We start from the raw sequence: 25,275 nt of genomic DNA on the forward strand, positions 1-25,275 counted from the left end.
GCGTTGCTTTTCCACGCATCCGAAGTTTCGAAGAAACTTCTAAGTGACTACGAAGTAGTCATATTATACCATATTTTTCTTTTTATGCTGTCTGCTTTCCTGCATCTGCTTCATCTATTTTATCTTTTACAAGCTTTGCATATAATTCATTCAAGGCATTTTCATCTTCATAATCCGTAAGCTTCATATTAGCAACATAGGCATCGGCCGATGCATTAAGTTTATCAGCTAATTCGCTATCTATCATATTATGAGCTGCTCTCTTGGCAAATACAAGGCTTTCAAGAAGTGAATTGCTCGCAAGCCTGTTTCTTCCGTGAACACCATTGCAGGCTGTTTCACCTACTGCATATAATCTGTCCATAGATGTCCTGCTCTCATAATCAACCTTTATGCCACCCATAAAATAATGCTGTGCTGGTACAACCGGTATACATTCTTTAGTGACATCATAACCCTGCTGTCTGCAATGCTCAACTATATTAGGAAAATGCGATTTCAGCTCAGCTTCTGGAATCGTCCTTAAATCTTCCCAGACGTAATCTGTTCCGTCCTTTTTCATCTGCTCATATATAGCCTGTGTAAGTAAATCCCTTGGCAGAAGTTCATTAACAAATCTGTCGCCATTCTTGTCATAAAGCTTTGCACCCTCGCCTCTTACTGACTCAGATATAAGAAAGCTTCTGTCCTTCTCATCTTTAGAATAAAATGTTGTTGGATGAATCTGGACATAGTTAATATCCTTTAATTCAACATTATGCTTAACAGCAATTGCAATCGAGTCCCCTGTAAGATGTCTGAAATTAGTTGAATGTCTATAAAGACCACCTATTCCGCCTGTTGCAAGAACAGTGACATCTGCCTTAACTGTCATAAGGCTGTTATCTGATTTTCTTATAACCGCACCAAGACATTCATTATTATAGCTTATAATGTCTAACATCCTTGTATTCTCTAATAAAGTTACATTAGGAAGCTCCCTTACTCTTTCAAGCAGATGACTTGTTATCTCTTTTCCTGTAACGTCCTCATGGAATATTATTCTGTTACTGCTGTGTGCTCCCTCTTTAGTGTATGTAAGATTGCCCTGCTCATCTTTCTTAAAATCAGCACCTGTCTCAATTAAATCCTTGACAACATCTCTTGACGAACGAATCATTATCTCTACTGATTTCTTATCATTCTCATAATGTCCTGCTTTAAGTGTATCCTCAAAATAACTGTCATAATCACTATCATCCTTTAACATACACATTCCACCCTGTGCAAGATATGAATCACTGCTTTCTGCATCACTGCTTGTTATCATAAGAATTCGCTTATCTCTCGGAAGATTGAGTGCACAATAAAGACCTGAACAGCCGCAGCCTACTATTAATACATCTGTTTCCATAATTTTACTCCATTTCTTTAATTATACCAGTTTGTTATATACCATTTATCTGCAATGTATTTTAATATTAATCATATTATTTTGCTGCCAGCTCAAGCATTTTATTAAGTGGCTTTAATGCACACTGTGCAAGTTCTTCATCAACAAATACCTCATTAGTATCATTTTCAAGAACATCTAATACCTTATCCAGCGTAACTTTTTTCATATTCACGCATACCTGGTCAGGCTTAACTGTATAAAGCTTCTTGTCTGGTGCCTTCTTTCTTATCTCATTGAACACACCATCAACTGTTCCGATAATATATTCATCTGCATCAGTATCAACAACATAATCAATAATTCCTGATGTGCTTCCAACATAATCTGCAAATGCCAGTACATCTTCTGTACATTCAGGATGGGCTGCAAATCTAGCCTCTGGGTGTAATTCTTTAGCCTTTAACACCATATCTTTAGTAATGACAACGTGTCTTGGGCAGCAGCCATTATTAAATATAAAATTCTTATCTGGACATTGCTTCGCAACATAGCTTCCCAGATTTCTGTCTGGTATAAAAAATATATTTTTATTAGGAAGATTTTTAACAATCTTAACTGCATTAGATGATGTTACACATACATCTGAATATTTCTTTAATTCAGCAGTTGAATTAATATAACAGACAACCGCAAGGTCATCATACTTTTCTCTTAAAGCAAGTATCTCATCTTTGTCAGCCATGTGTGCCATAGGACAGTCTGCATTCATATCCGGCATAAACACTCTTTTCTTAGGATTAAGGATTTTCGCACTTTCTCCCATAAATTCAACACCAGCAAATATAATTCTGTCCTGACTCACCTTAGTAGCCACCTTGCTTAAATAAAACGAGTCACCTATATAATCTGCAACGTCCTGAACATCTTCATCAACATAATAATGTGCAAGTATTACTGCGTTCTTCTCTTTCTTTAACTTTTCAATATCGCTTACGATAGACATATGTATTCCTCCAGAAATCGTTATAATTTCACAAAGTATACTACAAAACTTTACAGCTGACAAGACAGTTGTAAAGTTTTTCGGTAAATTTTGTAATATTCCAGTAAAACTGATAAAAGATATATGCTTATACACAATAAAAGCACTAAAAAAAGACGTAACAGCCATCCGCTGCTACGCCCTTTTATCTAAACTAAGTATTTACTTATTGAATGTTATAAAACCATAACTTTCAAGTGTCTTAAAATATTGTACAAGTCTTTTATACAAAGGCTCAGCTTTATCACCAAAATGCTCGTGCACAAGCTCAGATATATCATATATCGTTCTTGCACCATCTATATATGGCCATATGAAATTACCCATTTCATCAAGATGAATCTTTGATATTCTTGGCTTTCTGAATACAACCTGTGCTATTTTATTAAACACACCTTTATTCTCAACCATTATTGTTACTGCACCATTATCGTCTGTTTGAAAAGGATATTTATCCTCATTATGCATTGGCACATAATCAAGGTAATTAGCACTTTCTGCCTTTGCCTTCTTAGATTTTGTCTTCATATTCGTTCACACTCTACTTTTCTTTGCTCTTAGTCCATACTGCATTCTTTAATATTAAAAGAACCATAATAACCATTAACACAATAGAACCGATTGTTCCAAGTGAAATGCTTCCTGATAAATCAATTGGATCTGCAAGTCCAACTACTGCAAATATAGCAAGAAGAATACCTACAAGACCTTCACCAGCAATAAGTCCTGAGCAGAAAAGAATTCCACCACTTGCTTCGTTGTCCTTATCCTTATCTTTAGACTTCTTGTCAACAAAGTGACGGATAAGTCCACCAATCATAATTGTTGCTGAAAGCTCTAATGGAAGGTATAAACCAATTGCTACTGGAAGAACTGAAATACCAAGTATTTCAATTACTAATGCAATAAATACACCGATGAACACAAGTGCCCAAGGAAGATTTCCTTGCATAACACCTTCTACGATTGTCTTCATAAGAGTAGCCTGAGGAGCTGCAAGTTCTGTTGTACCAAAGCCCCATGCACTGTCAAGAAGAACAAGAACGCCACCGATTGTTAATGCTGCAATAACTGCACCTAAAAGTTCACCAATCTGCTGCTTCTTAGGTGTAGCACCAAGGATATAACCAGTCTTTAAATCCTGTGATGTATCACCAGCCATAGCTGCGATAATACAGATTACAGAACCGATACCGATAGCACCCTTCATACCATGAACACCTACATCACCTGTAACCTTAAGGCATAATGTAGCAAATAAAAGTGTAGCAATAGCCATACCTGATACAGGGTTGTTACTGCTTCCTACAATACCAACCATACGAGAAGATACTGTTGCGAAGAAGAAACCAAATATTACTATAAGAATAGCACCAAGAATTGTAACAGGAATATCTGGAATAAGCCAGATAGCAATTGTAACAACAACAATACCAATTGCAATAGCCTTCATATCAATATCCTGTTCTGTACGAAGCTTACCTGTGTTCTTATCACCTTTCATTCCCTTGATAGCATCTGAGAATGTTTTTACAATAAGTGGTAATGACTTAATAAGACTTATAATACCACCTGTTGCGACGGCACCAGCACCGATATATTTGATGTAATTACTCCAGATTGCACTTGCTCCCTTTGTTGCATATAAATCAGCAATAGAGATTGTACCTGGATAAAGTATTGTTGAACCACCAAATGTTACAATAGCCGGAATAAGTACGAACCAGCCTAATATACCACCAGCAAACATATATGATGCAATCTTAGGTCCACATATGTAACCTACACCAAGTAATGCCGGATATACTTCTGCTGAAAGTTCTGTCTTAAGCGACTTAATAGGTGCTGTAATAACACTAGGAATAACCTTAATTCCATCAGTAATGAACTTAAATAATGCTGCAAATCCCATACCTGCAAATACAGACTTGGCACTTGCTCCACCTTCTTCACCAGCAAGTAATACTTCAGCACAAGCTGTTCCTTCTGGATAAGGAAGTGTTCCGTGTTCTTTAACGATAAGTGCATTTCTAAGTGGAACCATAAAGAGAACACCAAGAATACCACCGCAAAGAGATATTAACATTATTGTAAGAAGTGATGGAGAATCCATAATTCCATCTTTAGCCCATAAGAATAATACAGGCAATGTAAAAATAGCACCTGCTGCTAATGATTCACCCGCAGAGCCAATTGTCTGAACCATATTGCTCTCAAGGATAGAATCTTTTTTCATGATGACACGTATAACACCCATAGAAATAACGGCTGCTGGGATTGATGCTGAAACAGTCATACCTACCCTTAAACCAAGGTAAGCATTAGCAGCACCGAATACTACAGCAAGAAGCATACCCATAATAACAGATGTTACTGTGAATTCTGGAGTAATCTTATCCGCAGGTATATACGGCTTAAACTGCTCGTCTTTCATAAAAAACCTCCTAAAAGTATAAAAATCATTGATGAATTATTGCCAGACGATATAATACAATAAATCATCAAAAAAAATAGAGATGACAACTTCAATGACAGCTGTCACCTCTTTTAATCTTTAGTATTTTATCACATTAAATTGAAAAAATAAAGTACCAATTATATACTCTTTAAATTTTTATTAAATATTCCAGAAAATGGAATAAACTAATTCCAGAAAATAATTAATTGCTCATTTTATATCGCGGATATCTTTTATCAAAAATACTTTTAATTAGTGGTGGAATAATCTCATTCCTGTAAAGCACATTGCAATGCCTCTCTTGTTGCAGGTTTCAATAACATTATCATCTCTTATTGAACCACCTGGCTGTGCAATATACTTAACACCGCTCTTATATGCTCTCTCAATATTATCGCCAAATGGGAAGAACGCATCTGAACCGAGTGCAACATTTGTGTTGCCATCAAGCCATACTCTCTTTTCTTCCTTAGTAAACGCTTCTGGCTTCTCTGTAAATACTCTCTCCCATGCTCCATCTTCAAGAATATCCATATATTCATCACCAATGTAAAGATCAATTGCATTATCTCTGTCAGCTCTGCCTACACCTTCCTTAAATGGAAGTTCTAATACCTTAGGGTTCTGACGAAGATACCAGTTATCAGCCTTCTGTCCTGCAAGTCTTGTACAGTGAATTCTTGACTGCTGTCCAGCTCCGATACCGATTGCCTGTCCATTCTTTGCATAGCATACTGAGTTAGACTGTGTATACTTTAATGTAATAAGGGCAATTATTAAATCAATCTTTGCCTGCTTTGGAATTTCTTTATTCTCTGTAACAACATTTTCAAGAAGCTCTTCATTAATCTTGAATTCATTACGTCCCTGCTCAAATGTAACACCATATACCTGCTTTCTCTCAACTGGTGCTGGACGGTATGAAGGGTCAATCTTAATTATATTGTAATTACCCTTCTTCTTGCCCTTAAGTATCTCTAAAGCTTCATCTGTGAAACCAGGAGCGATAATACCATCTGATACTTCGTGCTGGATAAGCTTTGCTGTTGAAGCATCACACTCATCTGATAATGATATGAAATCACCAAATGATGACATTCTGTCTGCACCTCTTGCTCTTGCATAAGCACAGGCGAGTGGTGAAAGCTCTCCGATACTCTCATCTACCCAGTATATTTTCTTCTCTACTTCACTAAGAGGAAGTCCTACTGCCGCACCTGCTGGTGATACATGCTTAAATGAAGTTGCAGCTGGAAGTCCTGTTGCTTCCTTTAATTCCTTAACAAGCTGATAGCCATTGAATGCATCTAAGAAATTGATATAACCTGGTCTTCCGTTAAGGATTTCTACTGGAAGCCCGCTTCCGTCTTCCATAAATATTCTTGATGGCTTCTGATTAGGGTTGCAGCCATATTTTAACTGAAATTCGTTCATAACTATTCTCCATTCATTTATTAATTCCTATTATTAATTCTTAATTATTTATTATATTAATAGTTCTTAGTTAGTAGTTCTTATTATTTATTATTTATTCTTATTGATAATTCTTGTTTCATATTCACCTGTCTTGATATCAATAAATCTTACAAAAAGTGATACTTTATTATCTTCATTAAGATTTTCCCATACCATATTAGTAAATGTATCAATATTGCCTTCTATTCTGACTAATACAGGTTCTCCCTCAAAGCTTGGAAGTGGTGAACCATCATTCATATATGTATGAATAAAATGTCCCTCTCCTGCAATTGGTGCATCATATGTAAATGTAAATCTGTCACACTGGTTAGGATTGCCGTTGTGGCTCTTTAATATTGACATTGCATAATCATATTCACCGTTATCGACTGTCATAAGACCTGATATTCTAGGAGTAAAGTTAGGAGCATCTGGTTCAAATTCCCTTGTTCTTAATGATTCTTCAAATGTCTTTCCTGTACTCATAAGGTCATATACCGTATCTGTCTGGTCACCATTAGTAACGATTGTCTTCTTTCCAAGAACACGTACTGGAGCATATATTATAAGGCTTGGATCTTCAAGCTTACTTGGGTCAAACGCCTCTGTTCTTATTCCTTCCTTGTCCTCAACGAATACTCTGTTACGGCTGTTAGCACTTCTTCCCATAATAAAATATGCTGTAACAGCCTTTGTTCCGTCTGCTGATCTTCCGATAACAATTCCTCTTCCCGGATAAGAACAACCCGATAATTCCTTTTCAAGTGTTGTAATCTGCATAATAATCCTCCATTTCTGTTTTTCATACAGTCTGTAAAAAATGTACAAAGCACATACCGCACTATGTGCAGTCGCCTTTGGCAAGCTACATCTTCGTGCAAGTGTGCATAATCGGCACAAAGTGCCTTTTGTATAATTTATACAAAAAAGCCGACCTTATCTGGGTAACCTTTTAAGTGGCTGCCCAGGCGGTCGGCTGATAATCATATATATACTGTACTCCCTGTGGGTAATCCCACACATATTCCATAACTTTAACCAATTAAAAGCTCTGTATAATATGCTTTCCGCCAGTCGTACAGCTCATAGTTTTAAGATACACTAAGTTGTGGCATTTTTCAACATTATTTTAAATATAGTTTTTATGCTATAACAATTAATATTATTATTACACTACAGATATTTTTAGTAGTTACCCAGAAGCTTGATTGACTTAGCTTCTTCCTGTATTCCTCTTAACGCATTCATAACGCGGGGATCATCAATATTACCCTCGAAATCCACAAAGAACTTATAATCCCACTGCTTATCTGCTGGTCTTGACTCGATTTTATACATATTAAGCCCATTATATATTATGTGGCTTAAAAGATTATAAAGTGTTCCTGCCTCATTGGCTGTCTCGAATACTATACTTGTCTTGTTAGCATTTTTTAAGAAACGTCTTGCATTAGTTATTATTACAAATCTGGTTGTATTGTTAGATAAGTCAGCAATACCTGTTTCTAATACTTCAAGACCATATATCTGTGCAGCTTTCTTACTAGATATTGCAACGTGCGTGTGATCATTTTCTGATAATAGCATCTTAGCCGCCATAGCTGTATTAGCCTGATGAATTCTCTGCCAATCCTTGTGTGTATTAAGGAAATGGTCGCACTGCATAATTCCCTGTGGGTGCGAATATACAGTTGTAACCTTATTAATATCTGTTCCCTTAAGTCCTACAAGAACGTGATCTATATTAACAAATGTCTCAGCAATTATGTAGTTATCATATTCCTGTAATAAATCATATACACCTACAACACTTCCCGTTGTAGAATTCTCAATTGGAAGCACACCATAATCAGCTTCCTTATTCTTAACTGCTTCCATAACGTCTCTCCAGGTAGGAACACCATAATTATCACAGTCCTCCCCAAAGAAATTGCAGGCAGCTTCCTGTGTGTATGCACCCGGAACTCCCTGATATACAATCTTAACACCCTCTTTATTAATGCTTTCTATAGCCTCATAAGGTTCTCTTAAAGTCTGACCCATAGCTTCAAGAAGCTGATACTGTCCTTTTCTTGAATTAGCCATAATCTGTGAAAATAAGTCATCAATGGCATGGACATTAGCCTCATTTTTAACAAGCTTTGTAACAGCTTCAATCTTCGCACGTTCTCTCTGTGTATCAAGAACTTTCTTTCCTGTCTGGATTTTGTACTCTGCAACTTCCTTTGTAAGCTTCATTCTCTGTTCAAACAAATCGACAAGCTGTTTATCAATACCGTCAATCTGCTCTCTTATTACATTCAAATCTAACATTTTTCAACCTCGTAATCTTTATTGCTTTAAACCATTGATATTGTATCATATTTTTTGTAATATGTAAGTAAATAATTAACAACTATTAATAATACTGATTAATTATATAAAATACTACAGAATGGAGATTACAATATGAAAAAGACCATTACAATAATTATTGTTGTCTTAGTAATTGCAGCTGCTGGTGTTGGCGGATTTTTTTATTTTAAGAAGAACCAGACAGTACATAACAACGACAATGCTATTGGCAACACAGCAGGCAATCTTATCAATGGAGGGCTATTCTGCGAATATAATGACAAAATATATTTTGCCAACCCTGACGATTACAACAAATTATATGTTATGAATTCTGACTGTACGAACATTTCCAAAATAAATGATGACAGCGTTGCCTACCTTAACGTATGTGGCAATTACATATACTATGTAAAGAATAATTTTAATAAAAGTACTATCGGAATGGTATTCAGAGGCCAGCTTTTTGGTCTTTACAGATGTGATTTAGACGGAAGCCATTCAAAAATTTTATATAATGACCGTTCCGGTGCAGCAAGTCTTAGTGGTAACACTGTATTTTACCAGCATTATGATGACACAACAGCCCTTACATTTTATAAAGTAGACATTGATGGCAAGAATAATTCTATAATATCTGACACGCCTTATTCTCCAACAAGTATATATAATGGAAAGCTTTACTTCTCAGACCCTAACGGACGTCACCATATACTTTCTATGGATACTAAGACCTGTCAGATTGTTAATTACTACGACAGCAATTCTTACCTTACATTGATTGATAATAATTACGCTTATTATATAGACCTTGACAAACAGTATTCACTTGTAAGACTTAATATGTCAAATAAGACACTCGAACTTTTATATGCACCTGAAAATGGCAAAGTAATTAACTACAACGTATATGGTAATAAAATATTCTTCCACGTTGAGGGCGGTGACAATGCCGGTCTTTACAGAATGAATGTTGACGGGACTCAGTTAGAATATGTAGCCGTTGGCGAAATATCAGGTATTCACTGTACTTCCAAGTATACCTTCTTCTCATATTATGAAGATCAGTCAACACTTTACAGAATACCTACAACTGCACCAATAACAACTATTGAAGAGATTTCAATTAATTAATTTATCTATTAAACAAGTAAATATAGAACAATTCCTACGATGCCAGAGCATAACATAACCCAAAGAGGATTAGACTTCCATTTTCTTAAGATAAAAATATCAATAGCAAAAATTATCAAAGCTACAACATCCAAAGATGTAAGATTATTAGGAAGCGTGCTTTGTCCATAAAACGCCATAATTAACAATGAAATACCTGCTGATGCAATCATTGCTATTACAGCCGGTCGTAGCCCTGAAAGAATGCCCTGTACCATATCGAGTCCACGATAACGATAATACATGTAAGCAAGCACCATTACAATGACGCAGGATGGAAATACACAGCCAACAGTTGCAATAACAGCACCACAAAATCCAGCGACCTGAATTCCCACAAATGAAGCAGAGTTAATTGCTATTGGACCTGGTGTCATTTCAGCAATAGTTATAATATCAGTAAACTGTGTCATTGTAAGCCAATGGTGAATATCAATCACCTGATTTTGTATTATTGGCATAGCAGCATACCCACCACCAATACTTAACAATCCAATTTTAAAAAAGCTCCAGAACAATTCAAGATATATCATTGCTTATTACCTGCTTTCCGTTTCATATTTTTAATCCATATATCTAATGTTCCAATACAACCACAGACAAAAATAACTATAATGATATTTATAGATAAGTAACGTACAGCTATAAATGAAGCCAACATTATTATAATTGGTAGCGGTCGTTTTTTTTGAAATATACTCTTTGCCATATTTATTACAACATCGCAAATCACAGCAGCAACTCCGCAAAGCATCCCTCTCATTGCCATACTAACAATAACATTATTACGAAATGCCTGATAGAACATCGAAATTATTGAAATGATTATTAATGGGGGCAATACTGTTCCCAATACCGCAAGTATAGCTCCTGGAATGCCTGCTATATGATACCCCAACATAATTGAAGCATTTACTGCTATCGCACCTGGCGAAGCTTGTGCAATTGCTGTTAAATCCAGCATCTCTTCTTCCTCTATCCAGCCTAGTTCCTCAACAAACTTTTTCCTCATTAAAGGAATTATTACAAATCCTCCTCCAAATGTACACGCACTTAATTCAAAAGTTGATAAAAACAATTTTCTATACTTATACCAGATGCTCATCTCTAGAATTCCATCCTTCCTATTTTTTAATACTATATCACTTGATTCCTAATAATTGAAATAATATAATCTTACATAAATAATAAGTAATTTGATATAAGGAGTTTATAATGACACTACGACATATGATAATTTTTCGTGCTGTATGTGAAAATGGATATAATTCTACAAAAGCTGCATCTGCTTTACATATAACACAGCCAGCTGTAAGCCTTGCCATCAAAGAAATAGAACAATATTATGGGGTACAGCTTTTTGACCGCATAGGGCGAAGACTCCAAATCACTAGTGCTGGACAACATTTTCTTCAATATGCAATACACATATCCGACTTATTTTCAGATATGGAAACTGGATTTCGCGACTGGGATTCCAAAGGCATCATTCGCATAGGAGCAAGCATAACAATTGGCTCTCAATTTTTACCAAATTATGTAAAGTCTTTCTATGAAGTATGTCCAGAAATAGATGTAAGAGTAACTATCGAACAATCTGAACGACTGGAGCAAAAAATACTTGCAAACGAGTTAGATTGTGCGTTAATTGAAGGTATATCGCATAATTCTAACATCGTATCTGAAGCCTATATGCAAGACTATTTAAGTGTTATTTGCGATACTAATAAAGGATGGAAAGATGGGCAGAATATACCCATAGAAGTATTTCAAAAGCAGCGTTTTCTATTACGTGAAAAAGGAAGCGGAACACGTGAAGTTTTTGATCGTGTTACTACACAAGCTGGCATTCATATTATTCCAGTATGGGAAGCTATGAGTACAACAGCACTAATCAACGCCACGATCAACGGACTAGGTATTTCTGTTTTACCAAATAGAATGATTATTCCATCATTAAAACAAGGATTAATTTCTACAGTAAATGTACAGGATTTAATTTTCAGTAGAAATTTCTATATTATTTACCATAAAGATAAATTTTTGACTCCATCTATCAAACAGTTTATTAATCTGTGCAAAGAATATGTATAATAGTTATTCATTGCCATAGTACAATATAATATAAAAATAACAATAAGAGCCACAGTTTCATTTAAACTATGGCTCTCTTATTATTTTATATTTATTAATCAGGATATTCGCTTGTTATTCCGAAATATTCTTCTAATGAAATCCAGTCACCATTATTATAAAGCTTCTCTGCTAATTCAGTTCCAACATATCTTAAATGCCATGATTCATACTGGTAACCTGTATAAGCATCCTTTCCATTTGGAAATCTTATGCAGAAACCATATTTATAACAGTTATCATTAACCCATTTACCTTCGCTTGTATACTGAAAGCTGTCTTCAATCGAATTCAAATCAAAGCATAGACCTGTCTGATGTTCTGAATTACCCGGTCTTGATGAATAAGTATCTGCCGCAGCTTTTCCATCGTTGGCTACATATCTATTGTAAAGACCCACCTGATAATCATATGAACGGTAACCACTCGCAATATAGATATTAAGTCCTTTTGCTGTCGCATCTGCCTGCATTTTTCTGAAAGCCGTCATTAAATCCTTGTCAAGGCTCTTATTACTTCTTGCCTCTGTTACAGGTACTTCTGGATTTTCTGGAATAAATGTACTTGGAAGTGCATATGTCTTATTGGCTATTAAGTAACCATCTATATATGTTGCTCCATTTCTGTTATCAATAGTAAATCCCTTAGATGTCTTAGTTACGCCATCTCCTGTTGATGACCCTTTTTTATCATCTGTCTGCTGGCTCTCTGTGCTCTTATCATCTGAACTATTAACATTTGAAGCATCAGATTTACTCGCTGTATCTGTGCTGTTATTAGATGAATTAATACTATCACCTGCCTTAGACTCTGTGTTATTACTGCTATCGCTTGTTGTAACTATTGTATTATCATTAGTATCCGTTGACTTTTTCCTGTTAGCATTTAATAACAATACTACTGCTACAATAATCACAACAACTACTACGGCTATACACGCGGCAATTGTAATTCTTTTTCTCATAATCCTCTGTTTTCTTGTTAATCTTTTCTTTCTCATATGTCCTCCTGTTATCATTATATTAATGGAGATGCAACTTTATAATCTGAATTCACAATAACATTTTTTAATGCTGTAACCTGCTCATTATCACACTCTTTTATTAAATTGACAAGACCCTTTGTTATAAGCCACGCACCATATTTATTAAAATGTGTATTCTCTGATACAGTGTCTTTCTTAGCAAGTTCATTAACAAAATCCTCTGGCCACTTGCCCTTATTGATACCCTTTTTGATAGATGTATACTTGTGAATATCAGCTTCGCCTATACTCTCAAAAAGCTTTACCGTATAACTAAATAAATCTATCACGGGAGTATGTGTTTCCTCTCCTATCTGCTTCATTGCCCTTATATAGCAGAAATTATCACCGCCGTGAAGTCCCGGACCATCTTTAATTGTTCCGTCCTTGTTAAATGCTGTTCTTGCCGGTGCTGTTACAAGCACTGGAACAGCATTATGTTCTCTTGCCATATCAATATACTGCTTTATGAACCATTTGAAGCTGCCCTTCTCACCATTAGGTGAATATGGATAATATGTATCATTAGGGTAAGTGTTATTAAATGCCTTAACGCTTGCAAGCACTGCTCCCTTATCAGCTATTGAGTCATCTTTCATTAAAGCATCTATATATTCTTTAGGAATATAATCTTTAGGCACTCTCTCGCCCGGTATAACCGGATATCTTCCGTCCTCATCAGGTATTCCAAGCTCTGTCATACGGTTAAACATAGTGCTGTAACCTTTAGAACTATCATCATTGTGGCAGAATTCTATCAAAAGGTAATCTCCTGCCTGTATACTTTCATCTATTTTATCAAATCTTCCTTCATTGAGAAATAACCTTGAACTTCTGCCTCCCTTGGCGCAATTAAATACTTTAGTATCAGGAGTTACATAATATTTAAGGTATTGTCCCCAACCTGCTATAAATTCTTCTTCTGTGTAATTCTGGACGATTGAATCGCCGGCTAAATAAATATTCATAATTCTGCCTTTCTTCCTCTTTGTAATTGCTTTACACGACTTATGCAACTTAATATTTATGCTTGTTTAATTGAACTGACTGTTTATGGGAGTATCTTTGCAGATTTCACTTGTATTTTCATAAATTTTAGTTGCATATGTTCTGGACTTTGTTGCATATCTTCATAGATTTTGTCGCACGGACATTGTGTGAGGGCTTAATATTACCGCTGGGCACGCTTTCGCTACTTGAAACCGCAGCGGACACGTAAGCGGCTAAAATACAGCCGCTAAGTGCCGGCGGTTTCAAAAGTACCCAGCTTGCAATATTAAGCCCTCACACAACTGGTGTTCTATAAATTTGTGTCAGTTTTATATGTTTAAATGATAGCACATATCTGTTATTTTCACTATATATTTTCGACAGTAGTTTCTGTTACTGCTTTCGATTTTAGACATACCTATCTATACTAAATGGTTGTCACTAGCTATATCGTAATTATCTGTGTACTCCGCATTTTGCCTAAGCTCCACTAACATTTCATCAACTTCTAATTCCATAGTCCAAATCCCTTTCCTAACATATCCCCCGTATCTTTCCTCTCCACTCACAACGCTGCTCTTGACTACAACTATATTTAAGTATATCATAATAAAGTTACATAAGTTATATCAAATCTATTAAAAACCCCCAATTAAATCAGTCCTCCAGACCGATTTAACCCAAAAATCACCCACCAAAAAGGTCGATAAATACCATTTTATAAATAATAAAGGTCGATATAGCACCACCCACAAAGCTCATCGCCACAACTGTGCATATCTCACAATACCGCACCGCTACCTTTAATGATATCACCAAGGTTACCCCATCGCAACCAAGTGCCACTGTCAGATTGGTGTGGGCTGATATAAGCATAAGAAGACGATGGGGAGCCGCCGGTCCTTAGCTGGCAGTGCCAACTGGCAGCTTAGTACCGCTGCGAGCGACACTCAGTGCAAACGGGTCTTCGTTGCTTATATCAGCCCACCCCAATCGTCCATGTCTATAACATTGTTATTTATCCCCCTTTTAAAAATATTATGTAAAGAAAGGACCCTACTTATGCAAGATAAAACACAACAGATTTTCCGCGATGCTCCAGTACCTAAAGCCGTACTTACTAACGTAATTCCATCTATAATAAGTATGCTTATGGTTCTTGTATACAATCTTGCGGATACATTTTTTATTGGTCAGACTAAAGACCCACTTATGGTTGCTGCTGTTTCCATTGCTACACCAGCATTTATTATATTCATGGCTGTCGGTATGTTATTTGGAATTGGTGGTACTTCTATGATAAGCCGAATGCTTGGCGAAGGAAAGCGTGATATGGCCAAACATATTTCAGCATTCTGTTTTTGGACAGGTGCAGCAATTGGCGTTATAGCTATGATAATTATGACAATATTTTCAGTTCCCGTATGCCGTCTTATCGGTGCAAGTGATGCTACAATAGGATACGCTTCACAATATCTTTCAATCGTTGCCATTGGAATACCATTTCTTATTGTAAGTAACTCCTTTAGTAATATCATTCGTTCAGAAGGTCATGCTACAGTTGCTATGACTGGAATGATTATCGGTAATATGATTAACATTGTACTTGACCCTGTTATGATTATTGGTTTTAAATGGTATGTTGCAGGTGCAGCTGTTGCCACAGTTCTTGGTAACATTTTCTCAACCGTATTTTATATTATCCACCTTACTTCCAAGCGGTCGATATTATCGATTAAACCTAAAGATTATTCCGCTAAAAAGATAATTACTCTCGGTGTGCTTTCAATCGGAATTCCAGCTTCACTTAACAGCATACTTATGAGCTTCTCCAATATTATGATCAATTCATTTATGGCAAAACATGGTGATTTACAACTTGCCGGTCTTGGTGTTGCTATGAAAGTTAATATGATTGCAGTTATGCTTCTTATTGGTGTTGGAACTGGTATCCAGCCTCTGCTCGGCTACTGTTTCGGTGCTGGAAATAGCAAGCGTTACCGCTCAGTTTTAAAATTCTCTTTATGTTTTGCAATATGCTTAAGTATTATAATGACACTCATATGTTATCTTGGTGCAGCTCCTCTTGCAAAAGCATTTCTTGATGATGAGGAAGCATTTGGATATGCATTTGCATTTTCAAGAATATACATAATGTCTGGGCCTGTGCTTGGAATACTATTCGTATTCATCAATGCAATACAGTCAATGGGTGCTGCGATACCATCGCTTATACTTTCAGTAAGCCGTCAGGGAATAATCTATTTTCCGATACTGATTACAACAAGCATTGTGAACAACACGCCTGTTAACCTTGCTATGACACAGCCTATAACTGACTATATTGCAACAGCTTTATCTATAGTATTATTCATAGTAGCTTATAAGAAATATTTTGTAGCTAAAGATGATACATCTGTGGCTGATTAATGTTATAGTAATACTATTAATTGACTAAATCAGACATAAATTTATATAATTAATACATAATTAATATAAAACCAATAGTCATAAAACGTAAGTGCTTACCATAAAACAGCAGGACTGCCATATATATGCCCCCTACTTAACAGTAAGGTGACATATACATAGCAGTCCTGCTTTATTAAGAATAGTATTCTAATTTCAATTAATTCATATTCTGAGATTATGCTGCTCTATTTCCAACACTCACCTCAAAAATATTAACTTTATATTACCCCTTCGAATCGTAAGATGTTCCATATAATAAATCTGACACATCAACACTTGAAGATGAAGAATTATAAAGACCTGACAGGCTTTTCTGTATGCTTAATGCTTCTGATACAATATTATTAACTGAACCTGATTGTTCTTTAATTCCCTTCATTAATTCAGACTCACTTCCTAACATCTTCTTTAATTCAGACATATCTGCACTCTTTAACTTATCAGTGTCAACTGAAAGCTTGCCATTATCATCAACAGTAATACCTACTGCCGCAAGTGCCTCCTTATTGTCTGTTACAAGCTTATCAAGCTTAGTCTTGTAAGTATTCTCAATTGTGCTTCCAACTGTATTAATGTTAGTAATAAGTGTATTATAAGCACTTACAAAATTATTAACAGTATCATATACCTTATCTTTAGAATAATCACTTGAATCTTCATTCCAGAGCGATTCGTTAGATAATGAACTTATTACACTGTTAAGATTAGATGCTGAAGATGCAACCTTCTCATACTGTGCATCCTTAGAAGAACTTGATGTATCATATCCAAGAACTTCTTTCATCTTCTGCTGATATCTTAAGTTGTTATTCTGGATAAGAACATCAATATAAGAATCTGCGGCACTCTTTGACTTGCCTGTTGAACTACTACTATTTAACATATCAAGAAGAGTAGTAGATTGTGTAGAAATATTCACTTTATCTTCCTTTCCGTGCAATCGCACCAGGATATATAATTCCCTCCGTGGATATCCATATTTTATATATCGGCACGCATAACAATATGTTTAGAAAATATTCCTAATTCCCATCGCGAATTATAATTATATCATTCAGCTTAAGCATAGTATCCTTCTGTGGAAGAATCGATAAATCATCTCTAAATATAAGATATATTGACACAAAATCTGTTTCTTCAATCTCCTCTACTGTCTTTCCTGCCTGTGTCTTATCAATCTTTATCTCTGCTATCTCTTTTATATCTGCATTTTTAATATCAGAAATGCTGCTTTTTCTCTGATACTGTTCAACAAAACCTGCACTAATAATACCTGTTGGTATAGCCACCGCATCAACTCCAAGATAGGCTATGCATATCGCCATAATTCTTCCAACTTAAACCTTGCAGTTACTCCTTTACATCCAGGATAAAGCAGATCCGCTGTCCATATCCTAAGAATATATTCCACGCAGAATATAAATAAAGTTATATACTCAACCCATTTAAAAAATCCACCCATAAATGCAAGCTCATCAAAGGTCTGCAAAAATGTCACTATAATATTAGAAAATATTGTTATCGTTATAAATATATCAAAAGACCTGCTTATGCGGTTGCTCTTATCCCCAATCTGAATTATGTTATATTAACTGACACCGGTATTAAAATTTATAAGGAGAAATGTATATTATTATGATGATGTGAATACCAGCCACTAGTCCTGTTATTCACATCACACAACAAGCGATTAGTTATTAGCAAATAATGCTGTTGATAAATATCTATCACCTGAGTCTGGGAGTAATGCAACGATATTCTTACCCTTGTTCTCTGGTCTTTGTGCAAGAATTGTAGCTGCCTTTAAAGCTGCACCTGAAGAAATACCAACAAGTACACCTTCACTTACTGCGAATGCTCTGCCTTCTGCAAATGCATCATCATTATCAATTGCAATTATTTCGTCATATATCTTTGTATCAAGAACTGTAGGAACAAATCCTGCACCGATACCCTGAATCTTATGAGCACCTGCTGTTCCCTTTGAAAGAACCGGACTTGTTGCTGGCTCAACTGCCACAATCTTAACATCTGGATTCTGTGACTTAAGGTATTCACCAACACCTGTAACTGTTCCGCCTGTACCAACACCAGCTACGAATATATCTACCTTACCATCAAGCTGTTCCCAGATTTCTGGACCTGTTGTAGCCTTGTGAGCTGCTGGGTTAGCTGGATTATCAAACTGTCCTAAGATGATAGAACCTTCGATTTCCTTGTTAAGTTCTTCTGCCTTTGCAATAGCACCCTTCATACCCTTAGCACCTTCTGTAAGAACAAGTTCAGCACCATAAGCCTTTAAAAGATTCCTTCTTTCTACTGACATTGTATCTGGAAGTGTAAGAATTGCTCTATAGCCCTTAGCTGCTGCAACTGAGGCAATACCAATACCTGTATTACCACTTGTTGGCTCGATGATTGTTGCACCAGGCTTTAATAAGCCCTTATCTTCTGCATCCTTAATCATTGCTAATGCAATTCTGTCCTTTACAGAACCTGCTGGGTTGAGATATTCAAGCTTACCAAATATGTTAGCCTCTGTAACCCCTGCCTTCTTAGAATATCCATTAAGCTTAAGTAATGGTGTCTTTCCTACTAATTCTGCTGCACTCTCTACATAATTACTCATATTATTAATCCTCCTGAAAATGTTTTATTATTGTTTTCCTATAAACCTATATGTTTAATGTGTTTTATGATTGCATTATATCCTTTGATTAGTAATCTGTCAACCATTAATTTTTAAATTCTTATAATTTTTATTATGCCCCGTATTATCCTTCCATATATCCATAATAATTAAATTAAAAAGAAGCCTGTACCACAGCCAGTGTCATTAATTTAATAACATTGCCGTATTCCAGACTTCTATCTTATTATCTTTATATAACTTATTAATATATATCATATATATCAACCGAATTTCTTCGTTACATCTGCCTTCATTATCTTGTCAGCATATTCCACGCCATATTTTTTCACAACATACTTATAGCACTTTGATAACTGAGGTGTTCTTGACTTCAAATCGTGTGCATCAGATGCAATATAATCTACAATATGGTCTTTAAGAAGTGCCTTAGTACATCTCTGTACTGCCCAGCCATTATCGCCGGTAACTGAGTCTGCGTTAATCTGTATGTCAGCACCCATTCTCTTTAACTCATATATATAGTCCCAATCCTTAACAGTACACACATATCTTTCAACGTGTGCCACAATTGGGTGATAGCCAGCCATTATAACATCAAGTACAGCTCCTCTTACCTTGTCCTGCTCAACTCCTGAGGAGAACTCTATAAGAATTGTGTCAGTTCCGCACATTGTCTTTTCATCAAGCTTATCCAAATCGTCTAATATCTCTGACCTGAAATACACTTCCCTGCCAAGATACACTCCCATATCAGGAAATGTCTTAGCCGCCTCGTCAGCAAGTATCTCATAATGCTCTACTATCTTGCTGTAATGTGCCATACCTCTCTTAGGATGAAAATGTGGTGTCAATATGACATCTCTTATACCATCTTCATACGCCATTTGCAACATTTCCATACTTGTCTTTATATCCGGCGAACCATCATCAACTCCAAATAAAATATGATTATGTATATCTGTAAAACCTGTACATACAGGTTCTTCACTCATCTTTCTCATATAAAACCCGCTCACTTTCCAACCATACGTTCTTATATTTTATTATATAAAATATACATATCATCTGTCAATCAAACTATTACAAAGCTTATATAAACTTTATAATTACCAGTTCTTACATTCACGAAGCCCTATATTTACAACGCTTTATACTTGGATATTTCTTCAAGATACTGCTGCCCTATCGTACTTAACGCAATTCCTTTTCTTGAAATATAACCAATATCCATAACTTCCTTAGCATCAAGCTTTACTGCACAATATTCATCACCATTAAGCTCCTCACATATAATTCCTGAACACAGCGTATATCCATTAAGTCCAACCATAAGATTAAGCATAGTTGCCCTGTCATTAGCCTTAATAAGCTGCTTATATTCATATGTGCTTAATACTTCTTCTGCATAATAAAATGAATTATAATCCCCCTGGTCAAATGAAAGACACGGATAATCTTTTAACTCCTCAAGCTTAATAAGCTTTTTACCAGCAAGCGGGTGTCCCTTGTACATATATACATATATTTCACATTCTAACAATTTATGGAACTCAAGATAATTATCATTGAAGATTTTCTCAAGCACATTTTTATTAAAGCTGTTAATGTACAGTATGCCAATTTCACTTTTGCCATTCTTCACATCTTCTATAACCTCATGTGTCTTGGTTTCGTGTACAGCAAACTCATATTCGTCCATACCATACTGCTTAACCATATGCACAAAAGCATTAACCGCAAAAGAATAATGCTGCATTGACACACTGAATCTTTTCTTGACTTCTGATTTAGTAATGTATCTTGCATCTAAAAGCTCATACTGCTCCATAACCTGTCTTGCATAACCGATAAATTCCTTGCCCTCAGGTGTTACTGCAATACCATTCTGTGAACGTCTGAATATCTGTACTCCAATCTCCTCCTCTAAGGAATGTATTGAAGTTGAAAGACTTGGCTGTGATATAAAAAGCTTCTTGGCTGCTTCATTAAAAGACTCTGACTCTGCAACAATTATCGCATATTTTAACTGGTTTAATGTCATACCTTAATCTCCATATTATGCTATTCTTTTTATACCATTCCTTTTATGCCATTTTCTGAAGGAAGGCTTTAGTTCTTTCACTCTTAGGGTTATCTATAACGTCTTGCGGCTTACCCTCTTCGACTATTACGCCACCATCCATAAATATAACTCTGTCAGCTACATTTCTGGCAAAATCTATCTCGTGTGTAACTATAACCATTGTCATCTTTTCATTGGCAAGTTCTCTTAAAAGCTTAAGAATTCCTGCTGTTATCTCTGGGTCAAGTGCAGATGTTGGCTCATCAAAGAACAGCATCTTTGGATTCATAGCAAGTGCCCTCGCAATAGCAACTCTCTGCTGTTGTCCGCCTGATAACTGGCCTGGGTAGCTGTCTTCTTTATTCTCAAGTCCAACCTTCTTTAAAAGCTCGCGTGCCTCGGCAGTCACCTCAGCTTTATCACGTTTCTGCACATTAATTGGTGCATCAATTACATTTTTAAGAACTGAAAAATGTGGGAAAAGGTTGAAATTCTGGAATACAAGTCCAAAATCATTTCTTATGCTGTGTAACTTCTTCTTGTCTACATACTGTGCTGCACCTGACTCATTAATCGTTGCACTGTCACCACAATATGACAATGTTCCCTCATCCATATTCTCTAGAAGAGTTGCACATCTTAAAAATGTTGATTTACCAGAACCTGATGGTCCGATTATTGCAACAACCTCTCCCTCATTAACTTCTATTGATATATCCTTTAACACTTCAAGACTTCCAAATGTCTTTTTTACATGTTTCATTTCAAGTAAACTTGTACTGCTCATACTGCCTCCATCTGTTTAATAACGCATTTTCTTTTCTATATATTCCATTATCCAGGCAACTATAAAGTTGAATATATAATAAAATGCTCCTGCAATAAATAATGGCATTATGCTTGCACTTGCCGCCGCAATCTGCTTAGCGAGCGTGAACATTTCTGTATACGCAAGTGCAAATGCTAAAGATGTATCTTTTACAAGAGTTATTACTTCATTAGTAACTGGTGGAAGCACAATTCTTGTCATCTGTGGAAGTATAATTCTTACAAATGTCTGTGCCCTTGTGTAACCAAGAACTGTTGCAGCTTCACTCTGTCCTGCTGGTATCGCCTGAATTCCCGATCTGAATATCTCTGCAAAATATGCCGCATAATTAAGTGCAAATCCTATAATTACCGCATAAAATCTATAACTGTAAGAAAGCGAAATTCCAAATACATAATATGGACCAAAGAACACAACTAAAAGCTGTAACATAAGGGGTGTTCCTCTCATTATTGATATGTATATCTTTGCAATCCATCTTATTACATTTACCTTTGACAATCTTACAAACATAAGTAAAAGTCCTAGTGGAAGTGAGAATACAAGTGTAAGTACAAATATTGCAAGTGATGCAAGCATACCTTCTGCAAGCTTGGATACAACGCTTCCAAGTTCAACAAAGAAATTACCTTTATCAACAGCTAAATCACTATCATTTACAACATTATCAGCACTTAAGCATATGCTTTCCTCAAGTCCCCATTCTTCAGCTATCGAAAGAAATGTTCCATCATCAAGCATATCAAGAAGTGTTGATTGTACTTTATCTCTTAATTCTGTATTGCCAAGTTTAAAGCCTATTCCATACTGTTCATTAGATACATGCTGTGACAACATTCTGAATCTGCCGCCTCTTGCATTAAGTTCATAATTGGCAACACCCATATCCATACATATCGCATCAACTGAACCAGCCTCAAGATTCATAAATGCACCATTATAATCACCAACCTGCTGTAATGAGGCAAAGCTTTTAGCAAGTGCAACATTTTCCGGTTCTGCATCTTCACCGGTAAATGCTGCAAGTGCAGATGAGTCTGACTGCACAACAACAACTTTTCCTGCTAAGTCTGATAATGAATTAATGCTTGAATCTGACTTTACTATTACAACCTGTGAATTATCAATATATGGAGTTGTCCATGTATAATCGGACTCCCTTCCGTCCATAGTAAATCCATTCCATATACAATCTATGCTTCCAGATGAAAGTTCCATATCTTTAGAATCCCAGTCGATTGGCTGTTTGACAAGTTCCCAGCCATTACGTCTGCATACTTCTTCTGCTAAAGATAAGTCAAATCCAACATATTCTCCACTCTCATCTTTGTAACCATAAGGTGGAAATTCCGCATCAAAACCCACTGTAAATGTTGTCTTGCCGTCTGACTGCTTCTTATCTGAACAGGCAGTAAATGTACCTGCTATAAAAGAGCATAATAAAAGTACAATAAGCATTTTCCTTAATAATTGCGTGTTGGTACAGTTCCTCATATTAATCTCCATTCTGTTCTTGCAATTCACTTCTCTAATACGTGAATATTTTATTACTTTAATACACTAAATCGTACCCTACTTATGCACTTATGTCAACTTAATATTTTACATATTCTAATACTGTTTCTGCAAATGTATCTATATCGAATGGTTTGGCTATATGTCCATTCATTCCGTGCTCCAGTGCCTTCTTCCTGTCCTCATCAAATGCATTAGCTGTCATTGCTACAATCGGAATATCCTGCCATCTGTCTTTTTCTAACTGTCTTATTAAACGTGTAGCCTCAAAACCATCCATATCTGGCATACACACGTCCATAAGAATAATATCCACAATACCTTTTTTATATTTTATATAATCTACAGCTTCACTTCCACTGGCACACTCAATTATATGAGCACCATTTTCCCGTAAAAGCTCGCAGGCAATTTCCCTGTTATACTGATTATCATCAACAACCATTACCTTTATATCTGACAGGCTCTGATTATTCTTTATTATATTATTATCTGTCCCGTTGTCAGTCACATTTTTATCGGCCTGTGTCCTGACAACATATTGAAGCGGTAACTTTACTGTAAATGTTGTACCTTCGCCTAACTTACTGTCAACATCTATTGTTCCATTCATAAGTTCAATTATCTGCTTGGATATAGACAGTCCAAGCCCTGTTCCCTCTACTGATATATCATTATCGTATGCTCCCCTTGTATACAAATCAAATAATGATGGCATATCTTTTTCATCTATTCCCCTGCCATTATCCTTCACTATAATAATATAATTATGTATATTATCCCCTATATTATTATTACAGTCTTCTTTCACAATAACATCTATATGTCCGCCAACCGGCGTATATTTGATTGCATTGTTAATAAGATTAATAAGCACCTGGCTTATTCTCGTCCAATCCATATACACATATTTATCAGTTATACCCTCTAGATCAATTGTCATCTTTTGTTTCTTTACTGCCGCCTGAATTTCTACAAGATTATAGAAATCTGTCATAAGCTCATAAATGTCGCTTTTTTCATTTTCTATATTAATCTTTCCCTGCTCTATCCTTGACACCTCAAGCACATCATTAATAATACCAATCAGATGATTTCCAGCTTCTTTAATCTTTTCAAGGCAATCCTTAACCTTATCCTGATCCCGATTATCCATATTATTCTGTGCAATTGAGGCATATCCAAGAATCACATTCATAGGTGTCCTGATTTCGTGCGACATATCAGAAAGGAACTTTCCCTTTGCCCTGCTAGCACTTTCAGCCTGTGCAAGTGCTTCTTCTATAAGAAGCTGCTGTTCAATCTCTTTCTTTATAACATCTTCAATGTCCCTTATCATAAGAATAACACTTACAGGCTCACCATTTTTCCGCTTCTCAACGACAACACTTACAAGACACCACCTGAATACTCCATTGGTTACCTGTCTTTTGTATCTGTACTCTGTCTTATCTTTATGTTTTAATTCACATTTAAGATTATCAACTGCAAGAAGCGTTGACACATCTTCCTCCGAATTATTACATATGATATTACCTGATATTCTGCGGTTGACCTCGTTAGTATAATCTATAAACTCATTATCCTCGATATACCACGGATATATTCTTTTGCAGGTATTATCTGAAAGATTGACATAGTACACCTCGTAATATGCCTGAAGCGTGCTTGATACAATATTTCCATACCATTGTGTTCCTTCTGCGGCAATACTGCTTTTATTATTCCCTCTACTCATAACTTTCTACCCCTCTGTT

The 25,275-nt window shown here is 35.9% G+C and carries 23 protein-coding genes, 2 pseudogenes and 1 riboswitch; of the genes and pseudogenes, 3 read left to right on the plus strand and 22 right to left on the minus strand.

What is annotated here, in order from left to right; genetic code table 11:
- Positions 1 to 82: 82 nt before the first annotated feature.
- The 7 genes from WMO14_RS12420 to pheA all read right to left on the minus strand — a co-directional run bounded on the left by WMO14_RS12420 (position 83) and on the right by pheA (position 8,646).
- Complete coding sequence (locus tag WMO14_RS12420; RefSeq protein ID WP_055175544.1) at positions 83 to 1,393, minus strand: L-aspartate oxidase; 1,311 nt, start codon at positions 1,391 to 1,393, stop codon at positions 83 to 85.
- 76 nt (positions 1,394 to 1,469) lie between these two features.
- Positions 1,470 to 2,378: a quinolinate synthase NadA gene (nadA, locus tag WMO14_RS12425; protein WP_022502890.1), complete on the minus strand. Its 909-nt coding sequence runs from the start codon at positions 2,376 to 2,378 to the stop codon at positions 1,470 to 1,472.
- A gap of 201 nt (positions 2,379 to 2,579) precedes the next feature.
- The gene (locus WMO14_RS12430; RefSeq protein ID WP_022502891.1) at positions 2,580 to 2,945 is read right to left on the minus strand and encodes a PqqD family protein; all 366 of its coding nucleotides are present in this window, start codon (positions 2,943 to 2,945) and stop codon (positions 2,580 to 2,582) included.
- A gap of 13 nt (positions 2,946 to 2,958) precedes the next feature.
- The gene (locus WMO14_RS12435; protein ID WP_022502892.1) at positions 2,959 to 4,851 is read right to left on the minus strand and encodes an OPT family oligopeptide transporter; all 1,893 of its coding nucleotides are present in this window, start codon (positions 4,849 to 4,851) and stop codon (positions 2,959 to 2,961) included.
- A gap of 276 nt (positions 4,852 to 5,127) precedes the next feature.
- On the minus strand, positions 5,128 to 6,309 hold the full coding sequence (locus WMO14_RS12440) for a phosphoribosylaminoimidazolecarboxamide formyltransferase (protein WP_349153919.1): 1,182 nt from the start codon (positions 6,307 to 6,309) through the stop codon (positions 5,128 to 5,130).
- Positions 6,310 to 6,399: 90 nt separating this feature from the next.
- The gene (locus tag WMO14_RS12445; RefSeq protein ID WP_022502894.1) at positions 6,400 to 7,113 is read right to left on the minus strand and encodes an IMP cyclohydrolase; all 714 of its coding nucleotides are present in this window, start codon (positions 7,111 to 7,113) and stop codon (positions 6,400 to 6,402) included.
- Between the two features lie 175 nt (positions 7,114 to 7,288).
- A riboswitch (ZMP/ZTP riboswitch) is annotated at positions 7,289 to 7,421 on the minus strand.
- 97 nt (positions 7,422 to 7,518) lie between these two features.
- On the minus strand, positions 7,519 to 8,646 hold the full coding sequence (gene pheA / locus WMO14_RS12450; RefSeq protein WP_022502895.1) for a prephenate dehydratase: 1,128 nt from the start codon (positions 8,644 to 8,646) through the stop codon (positions 7,519 to 7,521).
- 135 nt (positions 8,647 to 8,781) lie between these two features.
- On the opposite strand from pheA, the gene WMO14_RS12455 reads away from it, so the two are divergent.
- A complete protein-coding gene (locus WMO14_RS12455) occupies positions 8,782 to 9,801 on the plus strand; it encodes a DUF5050 domain-containing protein (protein WP_116443642.1) in 1,020 nt (339 codons plus the stop codon).
- 8 nt (positions 9,802 to 9,809) lie between these two features.
- Here WMO14_RS12455 and WMO14_RS12460 read toward each other — a convergent pair whose 3' ends face one another.
- Both WMO14_RS12460 and WMO14_RS12465 read right to left on the minus strand, forming a co-directional pair.
- Positions 9,810 to 10,373: a chromate transporter gene (locus tag WMO14_RS12460; protein WP_116443641.1), complete on the minus strand. Its 564-nt coding sequence runs from the start codon at positions 10,371 to 10,373 to the stop codon at positions 9,810 to 9,812.
- Positions 10,370 to 10,945: a chromate transporter gene (locus WMO14_RS12465; RefSeq protein ID WP_022502898.1), complete on the minus strand. Its 576-nt coding sequence runs from the start codon at positions 10,943 to 10,945 to the stop codon at positions 10,370 to 10,372. The genes WMO14_RS12460 and WMO14_RS12465 overlap by 4 nt, the downstream gene beginning before the upstream one ends.
- A gap of 110 nt (positions 10,946 to 11,055) precedes the next feature.
- Here WMO14_RS12465 and WMO14_RS12470 point away from each other — a divergent pair, with 110 nt between their 5' ends.
- Positions 11,056 to 11,934: a LysR family transcriptional regulator gene (locus tag WMO14_RS12470; protein ID WP_070101782.1), complete on the plus strand. Its 879-nt coding sequence runs from the start codon at positions 11,056 to 11,058 to the stop codon at positions 11,932 to 11,934.
- A gap of 94 nt (positions 11,935 to 12,028) precedes the next feature.
- Here WMO14_RS12470 and WMO14_RS12475 read toward each other — a convergent pair whose 3' ends face one another.
- From WMO14_RS12475 to WMO14_RS12485, 3 genes are all read right to left on the minus strand, one after another.
- The gene (locus WMO14_RS12475; protein ID WP_349153920.1) at positions 12,029 to 12,973 is read right to left on the minus strand and encodes a M15 family metallopeptidase; all 945 of its coding nucleotides are present in this window, start codon (positions 12,971 to 12,973) and stop codon (positions 12,029 to 12,031) included.
- A gap of 17 nt (positions 12,974 to 12,990) precedes the next feature.
- On the minus strand, positions 12,991 to 13,965 hold the full coding sequence (locus tag WMO14_RS12480) for an SGNH/GDSL hydrolase family protein (protein ID WP_349153921.1): 975 nt from the start codon (positions 13,963 to 13,965) through the stop codon (positions 12,991 to 12,993).
- Positions 13,966 to 14,409: 444 nt separating this feature from the next.
- Positions 14,410 to 14,556: a hypothetical protein gene (locus tag WMO14_RS12485; RefSeq protein ID WP_349153922.1), complete on the minus strand. Its 147-nt coding sequence runs from the start codon at positions 14,554 to 14,556 to the stop codon at positions 14,410 to 14,412.
- 493 nt (positions 14,557 to 15,049) lie between these two features.
- Here WMO14_RS12485 and WMO14_RS12490 point away from each other — a divergent pair, with 493 nt between their 5' ends.
- Entirely contained in the window at positions 15,050 to 16,417 is a 1,368-nt protein-coding gene (locus WMO14_RS12490) for an MATE family efflux transporter (protein ID WP_055175553.1), read from the plus strand.
- A gap of 265 nt (positions 16,418 to 16,682) precedes the next feature.
- On the opposite strand, the gene WMO14_RS12495 is transcribed toward WMO14_RS12490, so the two are convergent.
- The 10 genes and pseudogenes from WMO14_RS12495 to WMO14_RS12540 form a co-directional block, all read right to left on the minus strand.
- On the minus strand, positions 16,683 to 17,378 hold the full coding sequence (locus tag WMO14_RS12495) for a hypothetical protein (RefSeq protein ID WP_022502903.1): 696 nt from the start codon (positions 17,376 to 17,378) through the stop codon (positions 16,683 to 16,685).
- Positions 17,379 to 17,481: 103 nt separating this feature from the next.
- Positions 17,482 to 17,784, minus strand: a complete 303-nt coding sequence (locus WMO14_RS12500; RefSeq protein WP_349153923.1) for a TrkA C-terminal domain-containing protein — start codon at positions 17,782 to 17,784, stop codon at positions 17,482 to 17,484.
- Entirely contained in the window at positions 17,769 to 17,957 is a 189-nt protein-coding gene (locus WMO14_RS12505; RefSeq protein WP_349153924.1) for a hypothetical protein, read from the minus strand. Before WMO14_RS12505 ends, WMO14_RS12500 begins: the two co-directional genes overlap by 16 nt.
- Positions 17,958 to 18,149: 192 nt before the next feature.
- Positions 18,150 to 19,088: a cysteine synthase A gene (gene cysK, locus WMO14_RS12510; RefSeq protein ID WP_022502905.1), complete on the minus strand. Its 939-nt coding sequence runs from the start codon at positions 19,086 to 19,088 to the stop codon at positions 18,150 to 18,152.
- A gap of 284 nt (positions 19,089 to 19,372) precedes the next feature.
- The gene (locus WMO14_RS12515) at positions 19,373 to 20,113 is read right to left on the minus strand and encodes a CpsB/CapC family capsule biosynthesis tyrosine phosphatase (RefSeq protein WP_349153925.1); all 741 of its coding nucleotides are present in this window, start codon (positions 20,111 to 20,113) and stop codon (positions 19,373 to 19,375) included.
- A gap of 137 nt (positions 20,114 to 20,250) precedes the next feature.
- Positions 20,251 to 21,153, minus strand: coding sequence for a LysR family transcriptional regulator (locus WMO14_RS12520; RefSeq protein ID WP_022502907.1), 903 nt, complete (start codon positions 21,151 to 21,153; stop codon positions 20,251 to 20,253).
- A gap of 43 nt (positions 21,154 to 21,196) precedes the next feature.
- Positions 21,197 to 21,961, minus strand: a complete 765-nt coding sequence (locus WMO14_RS12525) for an amino acid ABC transporter ATP-binding protein (RefSeq protein WP_349153926.1) — start codon at positions 21,959 to 21,961, stop codon at positions 21,197 to 21,199.
- Between the two features lie 15 nt (positions 21,962 to 21,976).
- Positions 21,977 to 22,606 (minus strand): annotated as a pseudogene (locus tag WMO14_RS12530) (amino acid ABC transporter permease); the annotation flags it as partial.
- A 153-nt stretch (positions 22,607 to 22,759) separates the two neighbouring features.
- A pseudogene (locus WMO14_RS12535) lies at positions 22,760 to 23,509 on the minus strand (amino acid ABC transporter substrate-binding protein); the annotation flags it as partial.
- An 88-nt stretch (positions 23,510 to 23,597) separates the two neighbouring features.
- Positions 23,598 to 25,256, minus strand: coding sequence for an ATP-binding protein (locus WMO14_RS12540; protein ID WP_349153927.1), 1,659 nt, complete (start codon positions 25,254 to 25,256; stop codon positions 23,598 to 23,600).
- Between the last annotated feature and the right edge of the window lie 19 nt (positions 25,257 to 25,275).

The sequence above is a fragment of the Lachnospira rogosae (ex Hitch et al. 2025) genome (genome assembly GCF_040096455.1).
Classification (GTDB): Bacteria; Bacillota; Clostridia; order Lachnospirales; family Lachnospiraceae; genus Lachnospira; species Lachnospira rogosae.